Here is a 24,204-nt window from a genome sequence, read left to right on the forward strand (position 1 = left end):
TCCGGGGTGGGCTCGACGACCGGCTCGGGCTCGACGGCCGCCTCGACGGTGGCTGCCTCGACGGGCGCTTCGGCCGTCTCCTCGACCGCCGCGGGCGTGGGCTCCGGGGCGCGCTCGGGCTCGGCGGGGGCCGGCTTGCGGGCGGCAGGACGGGACGACCGGGCGGGGGTCGGTGAGCCTGCCGGCTCGGCCGCCTTCTTCTTCCGGCCGAACAGCCTGGGCGCCTCCAGGCTGAGCTTCAGCTTGTCCTGCTCGTCAGACATGGGGGGAAGTCTGTCACGACCGCCCGGCGGATCGGCGTCGGCTCGGTCCCCGGAACGGACCCGGAAATGACAGCAGGTGGATCCCGTGGGATCCACCTGCTGGTCGGTCGGGCTGACAGGATTTGAACCTGCGGCCTCCTCGTCCCGAACGAGGCGCGCTACCAAGCTGCGCCACAGCCCGCCGTTCAGCGACCCCGGAAGGGCCACTCAACGCAGGGGAGCATAGCGGAGCGGAGGGCCTGATCCCGAATCGGGGGACGCCACGCGCCGACGCCGGGGTCAGGCCGCCGGGAGCAGGGTGAGCAGCACGGCCTCGGGCCGGCAGGCCACCCGGATCCGGGTGTAGGGGTTCGTGCCGATGCCGGCCGAGACCTCGAGCCACGACGAGCCGGGGTCGCCGGGCCGCGAGCCGGCCGGGTGGCGGTGCAGGCCGCGCGCCCGAGCCGGCTCGAGGTCGCAGTTCGTGGCGTAGGCGCGGGACCCGCCGGGCAGGGGCAGGCGGACCTGGCCGCCGTGGGTGTGGCCGGCGAGGATCGCGTCGTACCCGTCGGCGGCGAACTGGTCCAGGACCCGCAGGTACGGCGCGTGCGCGACCGCGAGGCGCAGGTCGGCCGCCGGGTCCACGGCCCCGGCGACGGCCGGCAGGTCGTCGTAGGACAGGTGTGGGTCGTCCACGCCGGCGAACGCGATGGTGGTGTCGCCGACGGTCAGCCGCGAGCGGCGGTTGGTGAGGTCGAGCCACCCGGCGCCGGTGAGGCCGGCGCTGAGGTCGCGCCACGGCAGCTGCGGGGTGTGCGTGTAGCGGTGCCCGGTGTCGGGGAGCACGTAGCCGAGGGGGTTGCGCACCCCGGGCTCGAAGTAGTCGTTGGAGCCGTGGACGAACACGCCCGGCACCTCGAGCAGCGGGCCGAGGCTGTCGAGCACGACCGGCACCGCGTCGCGATGGGCGAGGTTGTCGCCGGTGTCGACGACCAGGTCCGGTCGCAGGTCGGCGAGCGAGCGCAACCACTCCTGCTTGCGCCGCTGCCCCGGCGTCATGTGGATGTCGGTCAGGTGCAGCACCCGCAGCGGCCGGGAGCCCGCGGGCAGCACCCGCACGTCGAACCGGCGCACCGTGTACTGCCGCGCCTCCCACAGCGCGTACGACGTCACCGCAGCCCCCGCCGTGCCACCGAGGGCGGCGGTGCGCAGCAGCGTGCGGAGGAAACCCATGGGGACACTCTCCCGCACACCCGGCAGAATCGGACCATGAGCACCCTCAAGGACCGCCTGCGCACCGACCTGACCACCGCCATGAAGGCTCGTGACGACGTCCGGTCCTCGACGCTGCGGATGATCCTCACCGCCGTCTCCAACGCCGAGGTCGCCGGCAAGGTCGCCAAGGAGCTCACCGACGACGAGGTGCTGACCGTGCTCGCCAGCGAGGCGAAGAAGCGCCGCGAGGCCGCGGTCGCCTTCGAGGAGGGCAACCGCCCCGAGAGCGCCGCGAAGGAGCGGGCCGAGGCCGCGGTCATCCAGGACTACCTGCCGGCCCAGCTCGGCCCGGAGGAGATCGCCGCCGTGGTCAAGGAGGCCGTCGAGAAGCTCGGCGTCGCCGGCGCCGGCCCGAAGGCCATGGGCCAGGTCATGGGCGTGGTGACCCCGCAGGTCAAGGGCCGCGCCGACGGCGCCGCGGTCGCCGCCGAGGTACGTCGCCAGCTCGGCTGACCGCCTGCCCCGGTCCGGGGCACCGGCACGGACGCGACGAGGGGCTGACCGATCCGGTCAGCCCCTCGTCGTGCGTCTGCGCCAGCCGGGCGGGTCAGTTCCCGCCGCGACCGCCGCCGCGGCCGTTGTTGCCGGGTCCGTCGCCCCCGCGGCCGCGGTTGCCCTTGTTGCCCTTGGGCTTGCGCTGCTCCTTCGGACCGCTGGAGATGTAGAGCGTGATCGTGTCGCCCTCGCCGGCCTTGTCGCCGGGGTAGGCGTAGGCGACCAGGCCGCGCTGGTAGCCCGACGTGCGGGACGGGCCGCGGACGGCGGTGAAGCCGGCTGCCTCGACCCGGTCGGCCGCCTCGTCGTAGCTCAGGCCGCCCACGGAGGGCACGGGGACCAGCAGGCCGGCCACGTCGGAGGACGACGGACGGACGAAGTCGTCGTCGGGCAGCCACTGGGCGATCGCCTTGAAGGTGTCGCCCCAGATCGGACCGGCGGTCGTCGAGCCGGAGGACGAGTAGAGGGTCCGGCCGCCGACGTACTTGTAGTCGAGCGACTCGGGCTGCCCGGCCTTGTTGACGCCGGCCACCATCGCGGCTCCGGCGAGGTTCGGCGTGTAGCCCGCGAACCACACGGCCTTGTTGTCGCTGGTCGTCCCGGTCTTGCCGGCAGCGGGCTGGCCCGGGTTGAGGGCCGCGCCGAAGCCGCCCGGCGCCACGACGCCGCGCAGGACGTCGTTGACGCCGTCGGCCACCGGTCCGGGCAGGGCCTGGGTGCAGTTCTTGTCGTACTTCTTCAGCACGTTGCCGTCGGCGTCCTCGATCTGGGTCACCGGGCGCGACTCGCAGTGCAGCCCGCGGCCGGCGAAGGTCGCGTAGGCCTGAGCCATGTCGAGCGGGCTGACGTCCGCGACACCGAGGGTGAAGGCCGGCTTCTGCCACTCCTTCGACAAGTCGATGCCCATCGCGCGGGCCAGCTTCCACGGCTCGCACAGACCGGTCTCGCGCTCGAGGTTCACGAAGAACGTGTTGACCGACTTCTGGGTGCCCTCGTAGAGGTTCGGGTTCGACGAGGAACTGGTCGAGTTCTTCGGCTGCCACACCTCGGAGCTCTGGTAGGGCCCGTCGCAGGTCTCGAACTGGTTGAGCGGGAAGTAGCCCGGGTTCGGCGCCGGGAAGGTGCGGGTCAGGGGGATGCCCTGCTTGATCGCGGCAGCCAGCACGAAGGCCTTGAAGGTCGAGCCGGGCTGGAAGCCGGCGGCGTCGCCGTACTTGCGCGGGACGGTGTAGTTGAGGAAGGTCTCGCCCTTGCCCTTGCCCATCGGGCGGGACTGGGCGAGCGCCCGCACGTTGCCGCTGCGCGGCTCCACGAGCGCGATGCCGCCGATGGCGCCATCGTCCTTGAAGACAGCCCGGCCGACGGCGTCCTGCGCGGCGCGCTGGAAGCCCATGTCGATGGTGGTCTTGATCGTCAGGCCGCCGTTGAAGATCAGGCGGTCGCGCTCCTCGGGCGTCTCGCCGAGGGCGGGGTCGGTCTTGAGCCAGCGCACGACGTAGTCACAGAAGAACTGGGCACGGGAGTTCACGCAGCCGTTCGGCTGCTCCTCGACCTTGAGGCCGAGACCGGTGGTGACCAGCCGGTCGGCCTTCTTCTGGGGGATGACGCTCAGCTGCGCCATCCGCTGGAGGACGACGTTGCGGCGCACCTTGGCCTGGGCCGGGTTGCGGGTCGGGTTGTAGGCCTCCGGGCTCTGCACCAGGCCGGCCAGCAGCGCGGACTGGCGCAGGTTGAGGTCCTTGGCGTTGACGCCGAAGTAGTGCTGGGCGGCCGCCTGGACGCCGTAGGCACCGTCGCCGAAGTAGGCGGTGTTGAGGTAGCGCTCGAGGATCCAGTCCTTGCTGTGGCGCTTCTCGAGGGCGATCGCGTAGCGCAGCTCCCGCAGCTTGCGGCCGTAGCTGTCCTCCTTGGCCTTGCGGATCGCCTCCTCGTCACCGTTGGCCTGGGTGATGAGGGTCAGCTTGACCAGCTGCTGGGTGATCGACGAGCCACCCTGGGTCACGCCGCCAGCGGCCTGGTTGGTGAACAGGGCCCGCAACGTGCCCTTCAGGTCCAGCGCGCCGTGCTGGTAGAAGCGGTAGTCCTCGATGGCGACGATCGCCTCGACCATGGTGCGCGAGATCTGGCGCAGCGGGACGTTCACGCGGTTCTGGTCGTAGAGCGTCGCGATCGTCTTGCCCGCCTTGTCGAGCACCTCGGTGCGCTGCGGCAGCTGCTCGGTCTCCAGCTCCTGGGGCAGCTCGTCGACCGACTCGGCGACGTTGCGGGCGGTGAAGCCGGCGACGCCCGCGAACGGGATCGCGAGTCCGGACACGACGACGCCGAGGACGGCGGCCACCAGCAGCATGACTCCGAGGTGGGAGAAGACCTTGCCGGGCGGCAGGCCGTCGAACCGGGTCTTGGACATGCCGTCAGGGTACGTGACCGGTCCCGGCCGACCGGATTCGCCGGAGGTGCCCGGACGGACCGGAGGGCCTCGCGGTGACCTCCTCCTGTCTAGTCCGATGTGACTAGACAGGTTGGGCCCAACGAGCGGTAGCCGTCGGCAGTTGAATCCTTTACTTTGAACCGGACGGAACGACCGAGCGCTGTGGGGGTGCTGGCGTTCCGAGTGGGACCACAAGGGGACAACATGTGGGTAGATGACTGGGCTCCGCGCGCCGCGTGCCGCGAGGGCCAGCCGGACCAGCTCTTCGTGAGGGGTGCGGAGCAGAACAAGGCGAAGCAGGTGTGCGCGGGTTGTGCCGTGCGCACCGAGTGCCTCGCGGAGGCGCTGGACAACCAGATCGAGTGGGGTGTCTGGGGCGGCATGACGGAGCGGGAGCGTCGCGCTCTCCTGCGTCGCCGGCCGAACGCCTCGTGGCGCAAGGTCCTCGAGGACGCGCGCAACCAGAACGCCGCGCGCGTCTGACCGACCGCCTGGTGCGGCTCGCCGGGACACCCCGGCGGCCGTGCCGACGGTGCCACCGGTCGGGCACGGCCGGCGCCTGACGGGCCGCCGTCGTACGACGGCGTCGCCGGTCGCTGCTACGCGCCCTCGGCCAGCAGGTCGCCGACCCGGCGCAGGCCGCCGAGGTCGTGCACGTCGCCGGCCAGGGCCGGCACGACGACCGTCTCCACCTGCGGGTGGGCGGTCGCGAACCGCTCGCGCAGCGTGCGCTCGCGCTCGACCATGCGCACCCGGTCGGCGTGCAGGCGCAGCAGCGCGGCCGCGACCGACGTGCCGTCGGTGCGCCGCAGGCGGTCGGCCACGGCTGTCGCCTCGTCGGCGGACAGGTCGCCGGCCGGCTCCGGGCTGGCCCGGTTGACGACCAGGCCGGCCAGCGGCATGCCGTCCTCGCTGAGCCGCTCGACGAAGTACTCCGCCTCGCGCAGGGCGTCGGGCTCGGGTGCCGCCACGACGAGGAACGCCGTGCCGTCGGCCTTGAGCAGCGAGTAGGTCTGCTGCGCGCGCTGGCGGAAGCCGCCGAAGACGGTGTCGAGCGCGGTCACGAAGGTCTGCAGGTCCTTGAGGAACTGCGCGCCCAGGATCCGGGTGAGCGCGTTGGTGATCAGGCTGAACCCGGCGGTCATCAGCCGAGCCGGCCCCTTCGCGGGGGCGAGCAGGAGCCGGACGAACCGGCCGTCGAGGAAGCTGGAGAGCCGCTCCGGGGCGTCGAGGAAGTCCAGGGCCGAGCGCGACGGCGGGGTGTCCACGACGATCAGGTCGTAGGTGCCGGCCGCCTGCGCGTCGCGGTGGATCTGGCCGAGCTTCTCCATCGCCATGTACTCCTGCGTGCCCGCGAACGAGCTCGACAGCGCGACGTAGAACGGGTTGGCCAGGATCTGCTGCGCCTTCTCGGGGCTGGCCTGGGAGAGCACCACCTCGTCGAAGGTGCGCTTCATGTCGAGCATCATCGCGTCGAGGTGGCCCTCACCCTCGACCCCGGCGACCGGGCGCGGGGTGTTGTCGAGGGCCTCGATGCCCATCGACTGCGCGAGCCGGCGCGCCGGGTCGATGGTGAGTACGACGACCTTGCGACCCCGCTCGGCGGCCCGGAGCGCGAGCGCGGCGCTCGTCGTGGTCTTCCCGACGCCGCCGGACCCGCAGCACACGATGATCCCGGTGGTCGGGTCGTCGAGGAGGGCGTCGACGTCGAGCGTCCCGGCGCGCTCGTGGGTGGCGGGTCCGACCCGGGTCGGACGGTGCTGGGTGCTGCGGGCCATCAGCGCTCTCCTCCTGCCGGCGCCATGCCCTGCTCGCGCAGGAGCCGGGCGAGCTCGTAGAGCCCGCCCATGTCGATGCCGCCGGCGATCCGTGGCAGCTCGTAGGACGGCACACCCAGGCCGGCGACCAGGGTGCGCTGGGAGTCCTCGAGCGCGCGGCGCTCGGCGTGGTCGGCGGCCTCGGCGAGCAGGCCGTCGACGAGCTCGGGGGTGACGTCGATCCCGCCGGCGGCCAGGTCGGCTTCCAGGGCGGCCCGGTCGAGGGTGCCGGCGCGGGCCGCGGCGAGCTGCTCGGCCGACAGGTCGCGGGGGCGGACCAGGTTGACCACGACCCCGCCGACGGGGAGCCCCGCGGAGCGCAGCTCGGCGATCCCGTCGGCGGTCTCCTGCACCGGCATCTCCTCGAGCACGGTGACCAGGTGGACGGCGGTCTGCGGGGACCGGAAGAGCGTCATCATCGTGTCGGACTGGGCCTTGATCGGCCCGACCTTCGCCAGCCCCGCCAGCTCGTTGCTGACGTTGAGGAACTGGGTGATCCGGCCGGTCGGCGGCGCGTCGAGCACGACGGCGTCGTACTCGATGGCGCCCTTGTTGCGGGCGTTGCGTTGCACCGCCTCGTAGACCTTGCCAGTCAGCAGCACGTCGCGGACGCCCGGCGCGATGGTGGTCGCGAACTCGATGACCCCGAACTTGTCGAGCGCCTTGCCGGCGCGGCCGAGCCGGTAGTACATCGCGAGGTACTCCAGCAGCGCCGACTCGGCGTCGATGTGCAGCGCGTGCACGACGCCGCGGCCGCCGGTGGCGTCGGGCAGGCCGGTGGTGAGCCGCCGCTCCTGGTAGGGGAGCGGGTCGACGTCGAACATCCGGGCGATGCCCTGGCGTCCCTCGACCTCGCACAGCAGGACGTTGCGGCCGCGGGTCGCCAGGGCGAGGGCGAGCGCGGAGGCGACCGTCGACTTGCCGGTGCCCCCCTTGCCCGTGACCACGTGCAGGCGGACCTTCCCCCAGTCACTCACGCGGCGCAGCCTAGTGGCCGGTGCGAAAGCGACCGGGGGATTCCGCCCTTTCCGGCGTGCTCGGGTGCCGCTCAGTCCAGGGCGAGCCCCGCGGCCGGAGCGGTGCGGGCGGCACGTCGCGCGGGCAGGACCGCCGCGGCGAGGCCGGCCGCCGCCGAGAGCGCCACGACGAGCCCGAGCTGGCCCCACGGCAGCACCAGCGCGGCGCCGGACACGGCCGGAGCGACCAGGGCCTGCACGCCGAGCCACGCGTAGGTCACGCCCAGCGCGGTGCCGAGCAGGGCGGCGACGCCGGACAGCAGGACCGCCTCGACGGCCAGCATCCGGCGCACCTGCCGGCGGGTGAGCCCGAGCGCCCGCAGCAGCGCGTGCTCGCGGCCCCGCTCGAGCACCGAGAGCCCCAGGGTGTTGGCGATGCCGACGAGGGCGATCACCACGGCGATCGCGAGCAGGCCGACCACGCCGCCGCCCAGGACGTCGAGCTGGAGGTCGACGTACGCACGGCGGGCGAGGCCGTTCTCGACGGCGGCGTCGACGGGGCCGCCGATCGCCTCGAGGGCCCCGGCGAGGTCCTCGGGGTCCGCACCCTCCGCGGCGCGCACCCACACGGCCTGCGTGCCGGGCGCGGGGGAGAGCCGGGCGAGGGTCTGCGGCGCCACCAGCGCCGCCTCGCCCCACCCCTCGCCGCCGCGCACCCGCAGCGTCGTGGCGCGACCGCCCACGACGACGTCGACGAGGTCGCCCTCGACGAGGTCGTCGCCCAGCAGGTCCCACGGCACGAGGACCTGCCTCGGCCGCGGCTGTGGCAGCGCCTGGTGCAGCACCGCGTCCGCCGCCCGGGTCGGAGCCAGCACCGGCAGCTCCTCGCCCGCGACGGTGGCCGGGGCGCCGGGCACGGGGACCGCCTCCGCCACGTCCTCGACGGCCCGCACCCGCGCCGGCAGGTCCGCAGGCAGCGGTCGTGGCGCGGTCAGGGCGAGGTCGACCGGGTGCTGGGCGTCCATCTCGTCCCCCACGGCGGTGCGGGAGCTGGCGAGCCCGGTGAGCACCGCGGTCGTCAGCGTCACCCCGATCAGCAGCGACGCCGTGGTCGCGGCCGTGCGCCGGGGGTTGCGCACCGCGTTGCCGGCAGCGAGCCGGCCGGCCGGGCCGACGGCACGCCCGACGAGCCCGGAGACGGCGCGCAGCGCGCCGGGCACCACCGCCGGGCCCAGCAGCAGCACCCCGAGGAAGGTGGCGGCACCGCCGAGCACGAGGAAGGCCGGTGCGGCGACGGCGACGGCGACCGCGAGCGCAGCCGATCCGGCGAGGACCAGCAGCATCCCGAGGCCGACCCGGGTGCGGCCGGGCGCGGTCGCGAGCCGGGTGCTGTCGTCGGGCCGCAGCGCCGCGAGCGGGCTGACCTGCACGACCCGGCGGGTGGGCAGCCATGCCGCCACCAGCGGCACCCCGACGGCCACGGCCGCGGCGACCACCAGCCAGGGGACGCTGACGGCGGCCGCGCCGAGGCGTGCCTCCGGCCAGCGGTCGTTGACCAGCGCCACCAGGCCACGGCCCGCGACGAGGCCGGCCCCGGTGCCGACCACGGCCGCCACGACCCCGAGGGCCAGCGACTCCGCGCGCACCGAGCGCAGCACCTGGCGGCGGGTCGCCCCGACGCAGCGCAGCAGCGCGAAGTCGCGGCTGCGCTGGGCGAAGAGGATGGCGAAGGTGTTGTTGATGACCAGCACCGCCACCAGCAGGGCGATCGTGGCGAAGAGCAGGGCGATGATCGCGACGACGTCGACGCCGTTGTTGACCTCGGTCTGCAGCTCCTGCACGAAGGCGCCCACGCGCGCCGGCTCCGCCCCCGGTACGACGGAGCGGACCGCGTCGCGGGCGGCGCCGAACCCCTCGCCACCGGACCACGCCACGCTGCTGACGTAGAGCTCGTCCTGCCACCGGGACAGGTCGGACCACAGCAGGTAGACCGACGCCACCGAGAACGACGAGGGGGAGTCGGCGAGCCCGACGACGGTCACGTCGAGCGCGTCGGCGCCGGTGCCGACGCGCAGCCGGTCGCCGAGGGCGATGTCGTCGGCCTTCGCGGCGTTGGGGTCGATCAGCGCCTCACCCGGTGAGGCGGGGAACCGGCCGGCGACGAGCTCCTGCCAGCGGTGGTCCGGGCGGTCCGGCACCTGGCCGACGTCGGCGCTGGTGTCGACCACCGTGCCCCCGTGGCCGAGGGGCTGCAGGGTCCAGCCGACCAGCCACGCGTCGGCACCGGCCTCGGGTGCGGCGGCGAGGAGCCGGCCGGTCGAGCACGGCGTCGGCACCGTCGTACGGCTCGTCGAGGCCGGCGGTCAGGCCGTCACGGACGGCGGAGGAGAGGGCCGCGGTGACCACCACGAGCACGACCCCGACGACGACTGCGAGCAGCGCGGCGCCGTACCGCCGGGTGTGGGTGCGCAGCGAGGCGAGCAGGACGGTGCGCATCAGGCGGCCGCCGGGCTCAGCGCGGCCACGAGGTCGGCCGGGGCGGGATCGGTGAGCCGGTGGGTGATGCGGCCGTCGGCGAGGACCACGACGTCGTCGGCGTACGCCGCGGCGTCGAGCTCGTGGGTGACCATGACGACGGTCTGGCCGAGCTCGCGCACCGAGCCGCGCAGGAAGGACAGCACCTCCGCCGACGCGGCTGAGTCCAGGTTGCCGGTGGGCTCGTCCGCGAACACGATCGCGGGGCTGCCGACGAGGGCGCGGGCGATGGCGACCCGCTGCTGCTGGCCGCCGGAGAGCTCGGCGGGACGGTGGTCGAGCCGCCCGGTGAGGCCGAGGGTCTCCACGACGTGGTCGAAGCGCTCGCGCAGGTCGGCGCGGGCGCGGCCGGCGAGCTCGGTGGGCAGCCAGATGTTCTGCTCCGCGGTCAGCATCGGCAGCAGGTTGAAGGCCTGGAAGACGAACCCGACGTGGTCGCGGCGGAAGCGGGTCAGCGCGTCGTCGGAGAGCCCGTCGAGCGGCTGGCCGGCCACGCTGACCGAGCCTCCGGTGGGCTGGTCGAGGCCGGCGAGGCAGTGCATCAGCGTGGACTTGCCGGAGCCGGACGGGCCCATGATCGCGGTGAACCTGCCGGCCGGCAGGTCGAGGTCGACACCGCGCAGCGCGTGCACGACCGTGTCGCCGCGGCCGTAGCTGCGGGCTAGGCCGCGGGCGGACGCGGCCGGCGCGGTCGGGGTCGTCGGGGTGGTCGGGGTCGTCGGGGCCGGCGGCGCAGGGTGGGTCGGGGGAGTGGGACGGGTGGTCGGTGAGGTCGGGAAGGACATGCCCCGAGCCTCGTCCGCCGCGGCCGCCAGGTCGTCAGGCCACGGCGTGAGCTGCAGGTACGACGACGGGTGGACGTCGCGACCGCCGGGGCGGGCTCAGTCCTCCTGCGGTCGGACGAGCCCGGTCTCGTAGGCGAGGACGACCAGCTGCACGCGGTCGCGGGAGCCGGTCTTGGCGAGCAGCCGGCCGATGTGCGTCTTCACGGTCGCCTCGGACACCACGAACTCTGCGGCGATCTCGCTGTTCGACAGCCCGCGGCCCACGAGCACCAGGGTCTCCCGCTCGCGGTCGGTCAGCGTCGCCAGTCGCTCGTCGGGTGCGGGGGCGTCCCCGGTCGCCGCGCCGGGGGCGGGCAGGGCGGACGCGAAGTGCTCCAGCAGTCGGCGGGTGGTGCTCGGCGCGACCACCGAGTCGCCCGCGTGCACGGTGCGGATGGCGCCCAGCAGGGTGTCCGGGGTGGCGTCCTTGAGCAGGAAGGCGGCGGCACCGGCCCGGATCGCGGCGAACGCGTACTCGTCGAGGTCGAAGGTCGTCAGCACCACCACCTGCGGCGCACCGGGCCGCTCGGCCAGCCGGCGGGTGGCCTCGACCCCGTCCAGGCGCGGCATCCGCACGTCCATCAGCACCACGTCACAACCGGTCACCGCGAGCCGCTGGAGGGCCTCGCTGCCGTCGCCCGCCTCGCCGACGACGGTGAGGTCGGGCTCGCTGTCGATGAGCATCCGGAAGCCCGCGCGCACCAGCTCCTGGTCGTCGACGAGGAAGACGCGGATCGGCGTCGGGGTCGCGTCGGGGGTGCCGTCGGTGGTCGCGGTCACCGGGGAATCCTCGCGCACACGCGGAAGCCGCCACCCGCCACCGGTCCGATGGCGAGGCTGCCGCCGTGGGCGGCGACGCGTTCCTGCATCCCGGCGAGCCCCAGCCCGCGGCCGTCGTCGGTCGCCGCCGCACCACGGCCGTCGTCGTGCACCTCGACGACCAGCTCCGGGCCGTCCTCGCGCACCTCCACCCTCGCCCGGGCGTCGGGTCCGGCGTGCTTGCGCACGTTGCTCAGCGCCTCCTGCACGATCCGGTAGGCGGTCAGCGCCACCCCGTCCGGCACCGCCGGGGCCGGGTCCGGGAGCGACCACTCGACGGGGGTGCCGGCGTCGCGGGCCTCCGCCAGCAGTGCGGGCAGGTCGGAGAGCCGCGGCTGCGGCGCGGTGACGCCGGTGTCCTCCGCGCGCAGGACCCCGAGCATGCGGCGCAGCTCGGCGATGGCCTCGCGCCCGGTGGCGGCGATCGTGCCCAGTGCCGGTACGGCGACCGCCGGGTCCTGCCGCGCGGCCGCACCCGCCCCGTCGGCCTGCACCACGATCGTGGTCAGGCTGTGCGCCACGACGTCGTGCATCTCGCGGGCGATCCGGTGCCGCTCCTCGACCGCCGCCAGCGCGGCCTGCTGCGCGGCCTCGCGCTCGAGCCGCTCACCCCGCTCGACCAGGGCGTCGACGTACGCCTGCTGGGTGCGCGCGAGCGTGCCGAGCGCCCACGCGACCACGACGAAGAGGGCGACGGGGACGAAATAGGCGGTGAAGTTCTGCCAGGTGATCGCCTGGTCGTCGAAGTTGGTGAGCCAGTCCACCGCCGCGACCCCGGCGCCGACCACGCCGACGAGGAGCGCGCCCGCAGCCGGCAGGGCGCTGGCGTGGCGGGCGACCGAGTAGGTCGCGACGGGGAACGCCAGCTGGCTCCACAGGGGGTAGTCGACGAGCAGCGCCTGGAGGCCGGTCGCGGCGGCGATGACGACGAAGACCTCCACCGGGTGCCGGCGCCGCCACAGCAGCGGGGTGATCTGGGCGGTCATGAGCACGCCGTCGAGGACGTCGACCAGCACGAGCACCAGCGGCACCGGCAGGAGCAGGAGCACGACCAGCGTGACGTCGAACCACCGCTCGGCGCGCGGGCCGAGCCGCAGGGGTTGCCTCAGCTGACGTGCCACGGCACCACCGTAGGTGGGACGGACGGGCGCGGCGTCCGACCCCGGTCTGATCCCCGGGCCGCCGGATCACCTCCCGGGAGGACGCGTTCCGGCGTACCGTGGAGGTGACGGAAGGAGTCGCCATGGCCGAGCAGCCCCGCACCGAGCGCTTCCGGCGCCTGCCCCCACCGGTGGACCCGTCGGCCGTGCGGACGGTGCACGACGTCGACCCGCCGCCGCCCGAGGAGGACGACGAGTACCGCGAGCTGCTCTGGGTGGTGAACCGCTTCGGCTGATTCCCTATTGGGGATCAGGCGTCAAGTGGCGGGTTGTTTGACGTCGTCGATGCCGGTTGTCAGGATCGTTGGTGGGGAAGGTCGCCTCGTGTGCCGACGCCGTTGGGTGTCTGGCTTTGCATGCCCCGCTGGGGCTTGGTGAGGGGCCTTCCCCGCCTTCTTGCTGCGGCGGCGCGAGCGCACCTCGGGTGGGACGGTCCACTGCTGGGCGATGATCTGCTTGGCCTGCGCTGCGGTGACGGGGGTGCCGTCGGTGTCGCAGATGACGTAGGGCATGCCGCGGCGCATGACGGCCCAGAAGCGTTCGGCGAGGTGGCCGGCAACGACGCAGTTGGCCTTGAGGTGGTCTGCGCCGCGTTCGACCATCTGCTGGTAGTAGACCCGTGCCAGCTGGGGGTCGTGTTTGCGGGCGTGATCGGCGGCACGGTTCAAGGTGACGCGTAGCAGGCTCGAGCCGGCCTTGCTCATCGGCTGGCCCTTGCGGTCGGTCTCTCCGGTCTCGCTGGCCTTGGGTGCGAGTCCGGCGAAGGACTTGAAGTGCCTGCCGCTGGGGAACCGCCGTGGGTCGCCGATCGCCGCGGCCAACACGGGTCCGCTGACCTCGGCGACACCGGGCAGGGTGCGGGCGAGCTGTCCGACGTCGACCCATCGGTAGGCCTCCTCGCAAGCGGCCGCGTGCTGGGCGAGCTGGGTCTGAACCGCGCGCAGCAGGGCGACCTCGGTGACGACTTCGGCGGCCAGGTCGGACCATGCGATCGCGGGATGGTCGCCGTAGAGCTCGACCGCGGCAGCCGCAGCCTCGCGCCACTGTTCGGCACGAGCGGCGCCCAGGTGGTTGTTGGACGCCTTCACGATGACCGCCGTCAGCCGAGCCCGCCCGGCCTTGAGCAGTGCGCGGGGGTCGGCCCACCGTTCCAGGACCGCCAGATCGGCTGCACCCAAGTCGCCGGTCAGCGGCGTCATCGGCATCAGCTGCCGGACCAGGTCCTTGATCCGGACCTTGTGCTCGGACGCGAGCCGGGTGAGCCGGTCGACGGCACGGACCCGTCGATCCAGCGCAGCAACCTCGACATCCGGCAGCTGCAGCGGGCGCACCGCGTCCGGTGCGACCAGCGGCAGCCGGGCCAGAGTGTCGGCGTCGATGCCGTTGCTCTTCGCGTGCCGGGACAAGAACCGGCGCAGGTCCGCAGCTTTGGCCGAGGACACCCGGAACACCAGATGGCCCCGAGCGGTGAAGAACACCGCGATCGGTAGCCAGGCCGGCCCGGTCGGCTCGAAGACCACCTCCAACCGCGTGCCCGGGTCCGCGCCGGCCAGCGCCGCCTGCTCGATCAGCGTCAGGCTCTCCACCGTCGGGCGGCAGCGTCGTCGACACACCTCGCGCCCGTCCTCGGCCAGCACCCGCACCGTGTGGTCGCTGGCGATACCCAGGTCGATCCCGACCAGCCTCCTGGACCCCATCGCTCACCTTCCTGTCGTGTCCTCGATATCGACTCCGACAGGTCCGCCGAACGACGTACCTCCACGGCCACGGTCCCAAGAGCAGGCGAGCGATCTGACGACGGCTCCCACTCATGCGCTGAAACCGGACCCGACCTCGCTGGGCCGGTCCACTTCCCTCATCCGGGGCATCCGTGGCCAGACCAGCGATGGCAATCAGCCGAACGGGGCCACCGACCCGCAGGCCGACACCCCAGAGCCCGTCACGACGCCACTCACCGGACCAGCCGGGACACTCACCATCCCGGGACCCGCGACGGTGATCAACCGCCGGAGCTCCTTACATGAGCCGACCGGCAGGCCGGCCGTGCGGGTCAGGCGAGCTTGTCGGCCAGCACGACCCAGGTGAAGAAGCAGATCCCCAGCAGCATGCCGACGTGGGCGAGGATCGACAGCCCGGGGCCCTGGCCCCAGCTGTCACCCGTGGTCGCGGTGGCGTGCTTGCCGGAGCCCGACAACCAGCGGGCGAGGATGAGCAACCCGATCACCACCTCGATCCACCACACGACCAGCGACGCGGCGCCGAGCGCCCCGCCCGGTGAGGAGAGGTAGGCGATCCAGGTCGCCAGGGCGACCACGCCGATGACGGTGTGCGCGTTGACGACGGCGAGGGGGACGAGCGCGTGCCCCGCCTGCGACTGCTCGGTGGCGAGCCGCAGCCTCGTCAGCAGCACCACGACCGCGGCCAGACCGGTCAGCAGCCACACGGCGTTGTCCAGATTCACGGCAGGCATCGTCGCACACGATGTGAGGGCGGCCACAGGTCAGCGCCTGAGTAGGGTGCTGGGCATGACCAAGTGGGAGTACCAGGTGGCGCCCGTCCTCAACCACGTCGCGGCGCAGATCCTCAACAACTTCGGCCAGGACGGCTGGGAGCTCGTCACCCTCGTCCCGGGCCAGGGCGGCAACGACATCGCCTACTTCAAGCGTCCGGTCGAGGGCTGAGCCGTGGCCACGCCCGAGGAGCGTCTCGCCGAGCTCGGCCTCACGGTCCCGGACGTCGTACCGCCCGTCGCGGCGTACGTGCCCGCGGTCCGCAGCGGTGCGCACGTCTTCACCGCCGGCCAGATCCCGATGCGCGACGGCGAGCTCGTCGCCACCGGCAAGGTCGGTGACACCGCCACGCCCGAGCAGGCGACCGGGGCCGCGCGCCAGTGCGCCCTCAACGCGCTCGCGGCGATCCGGTCGCAGACCGGCACCCTCGAGGGCGTGCGGATCGTGAAGGTCGTCGTCTTCGTCGCCTCCACGCCCGACTTCACCGGACAGCCGGCCGTCGCCAACGGTGCGTCCGAGCTGTTCGCGCAGGTCTTCGGCGACGCCGGCGTGCACGCCCGGTCCGCCGTCGGCGTGGCCGCGCTGCCCCTCGACGCCACCGTGGAGGTCGAGGTCGTCGCCGAGGTCGCCGAGGTCTCCGCGTGAGGATCCCGCTGCCGCCGGTGGGGCTGCCCGAGCACCTCGTCGCGCTGGCGCGGGAGTTCACCGAGGGCGGCCGTGAGCCGGCCGAGCCGCGCGACGCGGCGACGGTGATCCTCCAGCGCCCGGGCGCGGGCGGGGAGCCGGAGGTCTACCTGCTGCGGCGCCACGTGACGATGGACTTCGCCGGCGGGATGGCCGTCTTCCCCGGCGGGGGCGTCGATCCCCGCGACTACGACCACGAGGTGGCCTGGGCCGGTCCCGCCCCCGAGGAGTGGGCGGCCCGCCTGGGCACGACCGAGGACGTCGCCCGGGCCCTGGTCTGCGCCGCGGTGCGGGAGACCTTCGAGGAGTCCGGCGTGCTGCTCGCCGGCCCGTCCGCCGACGAGGTCGTCGCCGACACCACCGGCGAGGACTGGGAGGCCGACCGGCACGCGCTGGAGTCGCGCGCGCTGTCGCTGACCGACTTCCTCGACCGCCGCGGCCTCGTGCTGCGCACCGACCTGCTCGGCATCTGGAGTGCCTGGCTGACCCCGGTGATGGAGCCGAAGCGCTACCGCACCTGGTTCTTCGTCGCGCAGCTGCCCGAGGGCCAGGTCACCCGCGACGTCTCGACCGAGTCCTCGGAGGTCGTCTGGCTCTCCGCCGACGAGGCCGTCGCCCAGGCCGACCGCGAGGAGCTCGCGATGCTGCCCCCGACGTACCTCACCTGCCTGGAGGTCGCCAGCCTCGGCACGGTCGACGCCGTGCTCGCCGCCAGCCGGGGGCGCCGCGCGGAGATGTTCATGCCCGAGGTCGAGGAGCACGAGGACGGCTGGACGCTGTCGATGCCCGAGCACCTGCGGCCGATGGTGCTGGCCCGACGGGAGAGCTGACCGTGGAGCCCTGGCACGGCGGCGAGCACGGCGACCGGGGGCGGTGCGTCCTCGCGCCGAACCCCGGCCTGATGACCCTCGACGGCACCAACACCTGGATCCTGCGCGAGCCGGGCGCGCGCCGCTCGATCGTGGTCGACCCCGGGCCGCTGCACGACGACCACCTCGACGCCGTCGCCGCCGTCGCGGGGGAGGTCGACGCGGTGGTGGTCACCCACCACCACATCGACCACACCGAGGCGGCGCGCTCCTTCGCCGAGCGGATGGGGTGCGGCGTCCGCGGCCTCGACGCGGACCAGTGCTGGCGCGCCGACCCCGTGGTCGACGGCGAGCAGATCGAGCTCGACGGCCTGCGGCTGGAGGTGCACCACACGCCGGGCCACACCCGTGACTCGATCTCGCTGCTGGTCGAGGAGGACCGGGCGCTGCTCACCGGCGACGCGGTCCTCGGCCGCGGCACCACGGTCATCGCGCACCCCGACGGCGACCTCGCCGGCTACATGGACTCGCTCGAGCGGATGCGCGGCCTCGTGCAGGACGGCCGGGTCGCGACCCTGTGGCCGGCCCACGGGCCGGTGCTCGCCGACGCGGCCGGCGTCCTCGATCACTACCGGACGCACCGGCGCGAGCGCCTCGACCAGGTCGAGCAGGCCCTCGCGGTGCTGGGCAGGACCCCGCCGCTCGACCCCGACGCCGCCGACGACCCGATCCTCGCGCGCCGCGTCGTGGAGGTCGTCTACGCCGACGTCGACGAGTCCCTGTGGGGCGCCGCCGAGTGGTCGGTGCGGGCGCAGCTGGAGTACCTCGCCCGTCGTACCCGCTGATCCGAGGGTTGCGCGGCGAGGCCGGATCTGCTCGTTCCCCGGATTTCTGGTGAGGCCTCTGCTGGAGTGGTCCCATGCTCCCTCCACGCACGACCAGACCGCTGACGCTTGCCCTCGCGTCGTCGCTCGCCCTGGTGGGTGTGCTCGCGGCGGGCCCGGCGATGGCCGCCGACACCGTCCCGGGCACGCCCGCGGCCACGGCCTCGGCCGACCCGGCGCCTGCTCCCGAACCCGAGCCGGCCCCTGACCCGGCGCCTGACCCGGCGCCTGACCCGGCCCCGGAGCCGATCCCCGCGGCCCCCGAGCCGACCCCCGCAGGCCCCGAGCCGGCACCGGCACCAGCCCCCGAGCCGGACGCCTCGCCTGCGCCGTCCGGTCCCGCCGCCAGTGCGGACCCGGCGCCCGCCACGCCCGGGGCGACGGGTGGGCCTGCCGTCGGGCTGGCTGCCGAGCCGTCGCCAGACGTCTCCGCAGCCGCCGGCCCGGGCGCGGTCGTCGTGTCCGGCGGCACGTCGATCGTCGTCGAGGCCACCGGCCCCGAGGGCGCCGAGGTCCCGCTCGACTTCTCGATCAGCGGCGGGTGGTCCGAGCTGCCCATCGTCGTGGGGACCTGTGCGATCAGCGACGTCTACGTCAGCTCGGTCCTGCAGTTCCACCGCCTCGACTTCCTCGGGCTCGTGCTCGGCACCAGCTTCTCGACGACCCGCACCCTCGAGGTCGGCACCTACCACGGCGCCTGCCTCTGGGCGCCGGTCTCGATCCTCAACCTGCTGCAGTACAAGCTGCACCGCTTCACCATCGAGGTGACCGACCCGGTGCCGACCGTCACCGTGCCGGTTGACGGCACTGCCGAGGCCACCTCCGCGGACGGCGCCCCCGTGAGCTTCGCGGCCTCCGGCCACGACGCCATCGACGGCCCCCTGCCGGTGACCTGCCTGCGCCCCGGCGACGTACCGGCGGCGTCCGGCGACGTCTTCCCGATCGGCGCCACGACGGTGACCTGCTCCGCGACGAACTCGCGCTCCAGCACCACCAGCGAGTCCTTCGTCGTCACCGTCACCGCGCCGGAACCCACCGTCACCGTGCCGGCCGACCTCGTCGAGGAGGCCACCGGGCCCGACGGCGCAGCGGTCGACTTCGCGGCCGGCGGCGAGGACTTCACCGGCACCCCGCTGCCCGCCACCTGCCGGGTGTGGGACGGCAGCCCCGGCCCCGCCACCGGCCCGGAGGTCGCCGCGGGCGACACCTTCCCGCTCGGTGACACCTACGTGCGCTGCGACGTCGTCGACGTCTGGGGCGGGGAGGCGAGCGCGACCTTCCGGGTCGGCGTCGTCGACACCACCGGACCGGTCATCACCGTGCCGGCCGACATCACCGTCCGGTCGAACGCCGACGAGGGTGCCGTCGTGACCTTCACGGCCACCGCGCACGACGCCGTCGCGGGCGACGTCCCGGTGACCTGCGACCCCGCGTCGGGCTCGACCTTCCCCTACGGCACCACGGTGGTCACCTGCACCGCCAGCGACGCCGCGGCGCCGGTGCTGACCCGCGCGGCCCGGACCACGACCGGTGCGACGTTCACCGTCACCGTGCTCGAGGCGGAGCTCCCGGACGAGGACGGCCTCGGCGGCGACGACGTCCCGGTCACGGGCGACGTCGGTGGACAGGTCGACAGCCAGGGCGCGCCGGCTGACGCCGCAGGACTCCCGGCCACGGGCGCCCCGGCGCTCACCGCGCCGCTGCTCCTCGCGCTGCTGCTGCTCGGGGCCGGGGCGGGCCTCGTGCTGCGCCGCCGCGCCTGACCGACCCGCGCACCCGCGCGCCGACGTGGCGTGGCTAGGTTGGCCGACGTGAACGCCAGTGCCGGAGTCCTGATCCGTGAGTGGCGCCAGCGCCGCCACCTCTCGCAGCTCGAGCTCGCCAGCCGGGCCGACGTCTCGACCCGCCACCTGAGCTACATCGAGACCGGCAAGGCGCGCCCCACCAGCGCGATGGTCATGCGCCTGTGCGACTTCCTGGAGGTCCCCTTGCGCGAGCAGAACCAGGTGCTGGTGGCAGCCGGCCACGCACCCGCCCACCCCGAGCTGAGGCTCACCGACCCGCCGATGGCCGAGGCGAACGCCGCGCTCGAGGCCATCCTGCGCGGTCACCTCCCGTTCCCCGCGCTGGTCGTCGACCGGCACTGGGACCTGGTCACCGCGAACGACGCGGCCTTCGCCCTCCTCGACGGCGTCCCGCCCGAGCTCCTCGAGCCGCCCGTCAACGTCATCCGCGTGTCCGTGCACCCCGACGGCCTCGCCCCGCGCATCGAGAACCTCGAGGAGTGGCGCGCCCACCTCGCCGTCCGCCTGCGCCGGGAGTACGACGCCAGCGGGGACGAGCTGCTCCGGGAGCTCCACGACGAGGTGGTCGGCGACGGCGTCCCCGACGTTGACTCATCCGCGCTCGTCGTACCCCTGCGGCTGCGGGTCTCCGACGACCTCGTGCTGTCCCTGATGTCGACGACCACCGTCTTCGGAACCCCCCGCGAGGTCACCCTCAGCGAGCTCGCCATCGAGGCCTTCTACCCCGCCGACGACCCCACCCGCGACTACCTCACCGCCCGCTCCTGACGCCGGAGGAGGGCCGCGGGGACTACCGCAGAGGCCTTGACACACGACACCACCCGTGCCAGGCCGCCCCGGAGGGCAGGCCGGCGGACGGGTGGTGTCGTGAAGAGGGGGCCGGCGGGGGAGGGGTCAGCGCGCGCGGCGCGACATCCGCTCCATGTCGAGGATGACCACCGAGCGGGGCTCGAGGCGCAGCCAGCCGCGCGAGGCGAAGTCGGCGAGCGCCTTGTTGACCGTCTCGCGGGAGGCGCCGACCAGCTGGGCGAGCTCCTCCTGGGTGAGGTCGTGGTGCACGTGGACGCCGTCGTCGGCGGTGCGGCCGAAGCGGTCGGCGAGGTCGAGCAGCGCCTTGGCGACCCGGCCGGGCACGTCGGAGAAGACGAGGTCCGCGACGACGTCGTTGGCCTTGCGCAGCCGGCCGGCGAGCTGGGCGAGCAGGCCGCGGGCGACGACCGGGCGGCCCTCGAGCCAGCGCAGGAGGTCCTCGTGCGACAGCGAGGCGAACTCGGCGTCGGTCACCGCGGTCACCGTCGCCGAGCGCGGGCCGGGGTCGAAGAGCGACAGCTCGCCGAACATCTGGCCGGGGCCCATGATCGCGAGCAGGTTCTCGCGCCCGTCCGAGGACGTGCGACCGAGCTTCACCTTGCCCTCGAGCACGACGTACAGCTTGTCGCCGCTGTCGCCCTCGTGGAACAGCACCTCGCCGCGGCGCAGCCGCGTGGTGGCCAGCGACGAGCGCAATGCCGCCATGGCCTCGTCGTCGAGGGCACTGAACAGTGGCGCCTGACGGAGTACGTCGTTGTCCACGCTTCCTCCAAAGTGTAGAACCCGGTCGGCGGCATCCTAGCCTGCAGCCCGTCGCACCCAGCGGACGCACGGCTCCTGTTGTCGGCGCGCCCCCGTAGGCTGGCTCCGTGCGGGAGATCAGGCGGGCCATCACGGTCGACGACGAGACCCCGACCCAGCGGGTCCGCCGCGCCCGCAAGATCAACCGCGTGCTGGCCGAGACCTACCCCGACGCGAAGGCCGAGCTCGACTTCGACGACGCCTTCCAGTGCCTGGTCGTCACCGTGCTCTCGGCCCAGACGACCGACAAGCGGGTCAACGCAGTGCGCCCGATCCTGTTCGCGGCCTACCCCGACCCGCCGGCGATGGCCGCCGCCGACCGCGCCCACCTCGAGCAGATCGTCGGACCGCTGGGCTTCTTCCGAGCCAAGACCGAGTCGCTGCTCAAGCTCAGCGCCGCCCTCGTCGAGAGGTACGACGGCCAGGTGCCCGGGCGCCTCGAGGACCTCGTGACGCTCCCCGGCGTCGGCCGCAAGACCGCCAACGTGGTGCTCGGCAACGCCTTCGACGTCCCCGGCATCACCGTCGACACGCACTTCGGCCGGCTCGCGCGGCGGCTGGGGTTCACCGAGGAGACCGACCCGGTGAAGGTCGAGCACGCCGTCGGTGCGCTCTTCCCCAAGCGGGACTGGACGATGCTCTCCCACCACCTCATCTGGCACGGCCGGCGACGCTGCCACGCCAAGAAGCCCGCGTGCGGCGCCTGCCCGGTCGCACGGTGGTGCCCGTCGTACGGCACCGGCCCGACGGACCCGGTGGAGGCGGAGAAGCTGGTCCGCACGGAGGGCCCGAACTGATGCGTGGGGTGCGCGCCGCCGGCCTGGCGGCGGTGGCGATGCTGCTGACGGCGTGCGACGGCGGCGGCCCGGCCGCGCTGGCGTGCAAGGTCGAGGTCGACACCCCCGAGCTCGTCGCCGACCGCGAGGCCGCCGGCATCGCCGACTGCACGGAGGTGCGCACCTCCGCCGGCGCGGCCGACCTGCCCGACGTCGCGCTGCACTGCCTGGGAGGCGAGGACTCGCTCTCGCTGGCCGACGTCGAGGGCCCGGCGGTCATCAACTTCTGGTCGACGACCTGCGGGCCGTGCCGCGAGGAGATGCCGGTCCTGCAGCAGTTCCACGAGCGGTACGGCGACCGGGTGACCATGCTGGGCGTCAACTTCCTCGACACCTACCCCGGCGCGGCGATCGACTTCGCCCGGCTCAAGTCCGTCACCTACCCCTCGGCGGCCGACGCGTGCGGCGACCTGCAGGAGAGCGACCTGGTGCTGCAGGTGCTGCCGCAGTTCCTCTTCGTCCGCGAGGACGGGTCGGTCGAGCAGAAGGCCGGCGGCATCGACTCGCTCGCGGAGATCGTGGCGATGAGCGAGGACGCGCTGGGTATCGACCTCTCCGACCCCGGTGCCGACCTCGACGACCGGCCGGAGAAGCCATGACCGACCAGCCCGCCGACCTGCCTGCCGACCTGCCTGCCCGCCTGCCTGCGGACCTGCCCGACTGGCTGCTGCCCGTCGCGGAGGGCGCCCGGGCGATCGAGGGCAGCGACCTGACGGCGTTCCTGCCCCCGCCGGGCCGCGAGGTCCGCCGCGGCGCGGTGCTGATGCTCTTCGGCGAGCGCGACGTGCTGCTCACCGAGCGCGCCCACGACATGCGCTCCCACCCCGGCCAGGTCTCCTTCCCCGGCGGCAGCATCGACCCCGGCGAGACGGCGGTGCAGGCTGCGCTGCGCGNGGCTGCCGCCGTCGAACTTCGCGGTCACCCCGATCCTGGGCTGGTGGCGCGAGCCCGGCCCGGTCCGGGTCGCCTCGCCGGAGGAGGTGCACGCGATCCACCGGGTCACCCTCGAGGAGTTGTTCGCGCCCGAGCACCGCATCCAGGTCCGCCACCCCGGCGGGTGGACCGGTCCCGGCTTCCTGATCGGCCCCGACAAGGACGTCATCCTGTGGGGCTTCACCGGCGGCATCCTCACCCGGTTCTTCGACTTCCTCGGGTGGCTCCCGCCGGTGGCGGACCCGCCGGTGCATGATCTCCCCGACTACATGCTCGCCGAGTACGCCCGCCGGGCCAGCCGGACGGCCGCCGCTCCGGGCGCCGAGGAACCGGGGGACGACGGCATGGACATCCTGGAGCCGAACGACGCCGACCAGCCGGGTGACGCGTGAACCTCCTCGACTGGCTGCTGCTCCTGCTCGTCCTCGCCTACGCCCTGTCCGGCTACTGGCAGGGCTTCGTCACCGGCGCCTTCGCCACGATCGGCCTGCTCGCCGGAGGCCTGCTCGGCATCCTCGGCGCGCCGCTCGTGCTGAGCCGCTTCGAGCCCTCGCTCGCCGTCTCGCTCGGTGCGCTGTTCATCGTCATCCTCTGCGCCTCGCTGGGCCAGGCCCTCCTGCAGTACGCCGGCGCGCGGGTCCGCGAGCGCATCACCTGGCAACCCGCGCGCGCCCTCGACGCCGTCGGGGGCGCGCTGCTGAGCGCCCTGGCCGTGCTGCTCGTCGCGTGGGCGCTGGGTGTCGCGATCACCGGCACCCGGATCGGCTCGGTCACCACCCTGGTCCGCAGCTCGACGGTGCTCGCCAAGGTCAACGACGCGCTGCCCGACGCCGCCCCCAACGCGCTCAAGGCGTTCAACAACGTCGTCGGCACGGGCTTCTTCCCGCGCTACCTCGAGCCGTTCGCGCCCGAGCAGATCGTCGAGGTCCAGCCCGGGCCGACCGACCTGCCCCGCTCGGCGGCCATCCGCGAGGTCCGCCCGAGCGTGGTGAAGATCCGCGGCGCCAACAAGTGCGGCCGCGGCGTGGAGGGCACCGGCTTCGTCTACGCCCCCGGCCGGGTGATGACCAACGCCCACGTCGTCGCCGGCGTCGAGGACCCCGAGGTCAGCATCGGCGGCGGCACCGAGCTGGCCCGCGTCGTGCACTACGACCGCGAGCTCGACGTCGCCGTCCTGGCCCTCGACACCGGCGACGTGCCGGTGCTCCGCTTCGACAAGGGCACCGAGGCCAAGGACCCGGTCGCGATCGTCGGCTACCCGCAGGACGGTCCCTTCGACGTGCAGACCGGGCGCGTGCGGGCGATGCAGAACCTCCGCTCGCCCGACATCTACGGCTCCGGCACCGTCATCCGCGAGGTGTTCTCGCTGCGCGGGCTGGTGCGTCCCGGCAACTCCGGCGGCCCGATCATCACCCCGCAGGGCCGCGTCGCCGGCGTCGTCTTCGCGGCATCGGTGACCGACCCCGAGACCGGCTACGCGCTCACCGCCAGCCAGGTCGAGGAGAGCGCGGCGAAGGGGCGCGCGCCGGAGACCGAGGGGCGTGAGGCGGACACCGGCGCCTGCGCTGCGTGACCCACGGC

Annotated in this window: 24 protein-coding genes, 1 tRNA gene and 2 pseudogenes; 14 read left to right on the plus strand and 13 right to left on the minus strand. The window is 73.8% G+C overall.

Features of this window, described 5'->3' with window-relative positions:
- The 3 genes and pseudogenes from L615_RS14460 to L615_RS14470 all read right to left on the minus strand — a co-directional run.
- Positions 1 to 263: pseudogene (locus L615_RS14460) on the minus strand (hypothetical protein); the annotation flags it as partial.
- A 107-nt stretch (positions 264 to 370) separates the two neighbouring features.
- Positions 371 to 444, minus strand: a tRNA-Pro gene (locus L615_RS14465).
- 98 nt (positions 445 to 542) lie between these two features.
- A complete protein-coding gene (locus L615_RS14470; RefSeq protein WP_051485906.1) occupies positions 543 to 1,475 on the minus strand; it encodes a metallophosphoesterase in 933 nt (310 codons plus the stop codon).
- Positions 1,476 to 1,511: 36 nt separating this feature from the next.
- On the opposite strand from L615_RS14470, the gene L615_RS14475 reads away from it, so the two are divergent.
- Positions 1,512 to 1,970 carry a GatB/YqeY domain-containing protein gene (locus tag L615_RS14475; protein ID WP_028656204.1) on the plus strand — a complete coding sequence of 153 codons (459 nt, stop codon included), beginning with the start codon at positions 1,512 to 1,514 and terminating at the stop codon, positions 1,968 to 1,970.
- Positions 1,971 to 2,064: 94 nt separating this feature from the next.
- On the opposite strand, the gene L615_RS14480 is transcribed toward L615_RS14475, so the two are convergent.
- A complete protein-coding gene (locus tag L615_RS14480) occupies positions 2,065 to 4,419 on the minus strand; it encodes a penicillin-binding protein (RefSeq protein WP_028656203.1) in 2,355 nt (784 codons plus the stop codon).
- A 225-nt stretch (positions 4,420 to 4,644) separates the two neighbouring features.
- On the opposite strand from L615_RS14480, the gene L615_RS14485 reads away from it, so the two are divergent.
- A complete protein-coding gene (locus L615_RS14485; RefSeq protein ID WP_028656202.1) occupies positions 4,645 to 4,923 on the plus strand; it encodes a WhiB family transcriptional regulator in 279 nt (92 codons plus the stop codon).
- A gap of 116 nt (positions 4,924 to 5,039) precedes the next feature.
- Here the strand turns inward: L615_RS14485 and L615_RS14490 are convergent, their stop codons facing one another.
- From L615_RS14490 to L615_RS14515, 6 genes are all read right to left on the minus strand, one after another.
- A complete protein-coding gene (locus L615_RS14490) occupies positions 5,040 to 6,218 on the minus strand; it encodes an ArsA family ATPase (RefSeq protein ID WP_145725531.1) in 1,179 nt (392 codons plus the stop codon).
- Positions 6,218 to 7,234 carry an ArsA-related P-loop ATPase gene (locus L615_RS14495; protein ID WP_145725532.1) on the minus strand — a complete coding sequence of 339 codons (1,017 nt, stop codon included), beginning with the start codon at positions 7,232 to 7,234 and terminating at the stop codon, positions 6,218 to 6,220. Before L615_RS14495 ends, L615_RS14490 begins: the two co-directional genes overlap by 1 nt.
- A gap of 71 nt (positions 7,235 to 7,305) precedes the next feature.
- Entirely contained in the window at positions 7,306 to 9,549 is a 2,244-nt protein-coding gene (locus tag L615_RS14500) for an FtsX-like permease family protein (RefSeq protein WP_145725533.1), read from the minus strand.
- Between the two features lie 159 nt (positions 9,550 to 9,708).
- Positions 9,709 to 10,533, minus strand: coding sequence for an ABC transporter ATP-binding protein (locus L615_RS14505; protein WP_145725534.1), 825 nt, complete (start codon positions 10,531 to 10,533; stop codon positions 9,709 to 9,711).
- 96 nt (positions 10,534 to 10,629) lie between these two features.
- Positions 10,630 to 11,352, minus strand: a complete 723-nt coding sequence (locus L615_RS14510) for a response regulator transcription factor (protein WP_051485904.1) — start codon at positions 11,350 to 11,352, stop codon at positions 10,630 to 10,632.
- The gene (locus tag L615_RS14515; RefSeq protein ID WP_051485903.1) at positions 11,349 to 12,512 is read right to left on the minus strand and encodes a sensor histidine kinase; all 1,164 of its coding nucleotides are present in this window, start codon (positions 12,510 to 12,512) and stop codon (positions 11,349 to 11,351) included. The genes L615_RS14510 and L615_RS14515 overlap by 4 nt, the downstream gene beginning before the upstream one ends.
- 122 nt (positions 12,513 to 12,634) lie before the next feature.
- Here L615_RS14515 and L615_RS23390 point away from each other — a divergent pair, with 122 nt between their 5' ends.
- Positions 12,635 to 12,787 (plus strand): hypothetical protein, encoded by a 153-nt coding sequence (locus L615_RS23390; protein WP_157514924.1) that lies wholly within the window; start codon positions 12,635 to 12,637, stop codon positions 12,785 to 12,787.
- Between the two features lie 21 nt (positions 12,788 to 12,808).
- Here the strand turns inward: L615_RS23390 and L615_RS14520 are convergent, their stop codons facing one another.
- Together L615_RS14520 and L615_RS14525 are read right to left on the minus strand one after the other, a co-directional pair.
- Positions 12,809 to 14,248 (minus strand): IS110 family transposase, encoded by a 1,440-nt coding sequence (locus L615_RS14520; RefSeq protein WP_145725535.1) that lies wholly within the window; start codon positions 14,246 to 14,248, stop codon positions 12,809 to 12,811.
- A gap of 353 nt (positions 14,249 to 14,601) precedes the next feature.
- Positions 14,602 to 15,012 (minus strand): hypothetical protein, encoded by a 411-nt coding sequence (locus tag L615_RS14525; RefSeq protein ID WP_145725536.1) that lies wholly within the window; start codon positions 15,010 to 15,012, stop codon positions 14,602 to 14,604.
- Positions 15,013 to 15,076: 64 nt separating this feature from the next.
- Here L615_RS14525 and L615_RS23395 point away from each other — a divergent pair, with 64 nt between their 5' ends.
- The 6 genes from L615_RS23395 (at position 15,077) to L615_RS14550 (ending at position 20,011) form a co-directional block, all read left to right on the plus strand.
- Positions 15,077 to 15,232, plus strand: a complete 156-nt coding sequence (locus L615_RS23395) for a hypothetical protein (protein ID WP_174245243.1) — start codon at positions 15,077 to 15,079, stop codon at positions 15,230 to 15,232.
- A gap of 3 nt (positions 15,233 to 15,235) precedes the next feature.
- Positions 15,236 to 15,706: a RidA family protein gene (locus L615_RS14530; RefSeq protein WP_145725537.1), complete on the plus strand. Its 471-nt coding sequence runs from the start codon at positions 15,236 to 15,238 to the stop codon at positions 15,704 to 15,706.
- Complete coding sequence (locus L615_RS14535) at positions 15,703 to 16,575, plus strand: NUDIX hydrolase (protein ID WP_084255063.1); 873 nt, start codon at positions 15,703 to 15,705, stop codon at positions 16,573 to 16,575. The genes L615_RS14530 and L615_RS14535 overlap by 4 nt, the downstream gene beginning before the upstream one ends.
- 2 nt (positions 16,576 to 16,577) lie before the next feature.
- Complete coding sequence (locus tag L615_RS14540) at positions 16,578 to 17,399, plus strand: MBL fold metallo-hydrolase (protein ID WP_261376709.1); 822 nt, start codon at positions 16,578 to 16,580, stop codon at positions 17,397 to 17,399.
- Between the two features lie 74 nt (positions 17,400 to 17,473).
- Entirely contained in the window at positions 17,474 to 19,201 is a 1,728-nt protein-coding gene (locus L615_RS14545) for an HYR domain-containing protein (RefSeq protein WP_145725538.1), read from the plus strand.
- A gap of 48 nt (positions 19,202 to 19,249) precedes the next feature.
- Entirely contained in the window at positions 19,250 to 20,011 is a 762-nt protein-coding gene (locus L615_RS14550) for a helix-turn-helix transcriptional regulator (RefSeq protein WP_232221749.1), read from the plus strand.
- A gap of 126 nt (positions 20,012 to 20,137) precedes the next feature.
- Here the strand turns inward: L615_RS14550 and L615_RS14555 are convergent, their stop codons facing one another.
- Positions 20,138 to 20,758 (minus strand): Crp/Fnr family transcriptional regulator, encoded by a 621-nt coding sequence (locus tag L615_RS14555; RefSeq protein ID WP_186449878.1) that lies wholly within the window; start codon positions 20,756 to 20,758, stop codon positions 20,138 to 20,140.
- Between the two features lie 164 nt (positions 20,759 to 20,922).
- Here L615_RS14555 and nth point away from each other — a divergent pair, with 164 nt between their 5' ends.
- The 5 genes and pseudogenes from nth to L615_RS14575 all read left to right on the plus strand — a co-directional run bounded on the left by nth (position 20,923) and on the right by L615_RS14575 (position 24,196).
- Positions 20,923 to 21,651 (plus strand): endonuclease III, encoded by a 729-nt coding sequence (gene nth, locus L615_RS14560; protein WP_051485730.1) that lies wholly within the window; start codon positions 20,923 to 20,925, stop codon positions 21,649 to 21,651.
- Complete coding sequence (locus tag L615_RS14565; RefSeq protein ID WP_051485731.1) at positions 21,651 to 22,289, plus strand: TlpA disulfide reductase family protein; 639 nt, start codon at positions 21,651 to 21,653, stop codon at positions 22,287 to 22,289. Before nth ends, L615_RS14565 begins: the two co-directional genes overlap by 1 nt.
- A gap of 164 nt (positions 22,290 to 22,453) precedes the next feature.
- Positions 22,454 to 22,525: pseudogene (locus tag L615_RS24315) on the plus strand (CoA pyrophosphatase); the annotation flags it as partial.
- 145 nt (positions 22,526 to 22,670) lie between these two features.
- Positions 22,671 to 23,015, plus strand: coding sequence for a hypothetical protein (locus tag L615_RS24320; protein ID WP_261376712.1), 345 nt, complete (start codon positions 22,671 to 22,673; stop codon positions 23,013 to 23,015).
- Positions 23,012 to 24,196 carry a MarP family serine protease gene (locus L615_RS14575; RefSeq protein ID WP_028655539.1) on the plus strand — a complete coding sequence of 395 codons (1,185 nt, stop codon included), beginning with the start codon at positions 23,012 to 23,014 and terminating at the stop codon, positions 24,194 to 24,196. The genes L615_RS24320 and L615_RS14575 overlap by 4 nt, the downstream gene beginning before the upstream one ends.
- The last annotated feature ends 8 nt before the right edge of the window (positions 24,197 to 24,204 follow it).

The sequence above is a fragment of the Nocardioides sp. J9 genome (assembly GCF_007829375.1).
Lineage (GTDB): Bacteria > Actinomycetota > Actinomycetes > Propionibacteriales > Nocardioidaceae > Nocardioides.

What these genes read in the sequence shown, in the direction of transcription:
- L615_RS14470 (WP_051485906.1), bottom strand. Translation starts at nt 1,475, where the DNA reads ATGGGTTTCCTCCGCACGCTGCTGCGCACCGCCGCCCTCGGTGGCACG.
- L615_RS14475 (WP_028656204.1), top strand. Translation starts at nt 1,512, where the DNA reads ATGAGCACCCTCAAGGACCGCCTGCGCACCGACCTGACCACCGCCATG.
- L615_RS14480 (WP_028656203.1), bottom strand. Translation starts at nt 4,419, where the DNA reads ATGTCCAAGACCCGGTTCGACGGCCTGCCGCCCGGCAAGGTCTTCTCC.
- L615_RS14485 (WP_028656202.1), top strand. Translation starts at nt 4,645, where the DNA reads ATGTGGGTAGATGACTGGGCTCCGCGCGCCGCGTGCCGCGAGGGCCAG.
- L615_RS14490 (WP_145725531.1), bottom strand. Translation starts at nt 6,218, where the DNA reads ATGGCCCGCAGCACCCAGCACCGTCCGACCCGGGTCGGACCCGCCACC.
- L615_RS14505 (WP_145725534.1), bottom strand. Translation starts at nt 10,533, where the DNA reads ATGTCCTTCCCGACCTCACCGACCACCCGTCCCACTCCCCCGACCCAC.
- L615_RS23390 (WP_157514924.1), top strand. Translation starts at nt 12,635, where the DNA reads ATGGCCGAGCAGCCCCGCACCGAGCGCTTCCGGCGCCTGCCCCCACCG.
- L615_RS14520 (WP_145725535.1), bottom strand. Translation starts at nt 14,248, where the DNA reads ATGGGGTCCAGGAGGCTGGTCGGGATCGACCTGGGTATCGCCAGCGAC.
- L615_RS23395 (WP_174245243.1), top strand. Translation starts at nt 15,077, where the DNA reads ATGACCAAGTGGGAGTACCAGGTGGCGCCCGTCCTCAACCACGTCGCG.
- L615_RS14545 (WP_145725538.1), top strand. Translation starts at nt 17,474, where the DNA reads ATGCTCCCTCCACGCACGACCAGACCGCTGACGCTTGCCCTCGCGTCG.
- L615_RS14555 (WP_186449878.1), bottom strand. Translation starts at nt 20,758, where the DNA reads ATGGCGGCATTGCGCTCGTCGCTGGCCACCACGCGGCTGCGCCGCGGC.
- L615_RS14565 (WP_051485731.1), top strand. Translation starts at nt 21,651, where the DNA reads ATGCGTGGGGTGCGCGCCGCCGGCCTGGCGGCGGTGGCGATGCTGCTG.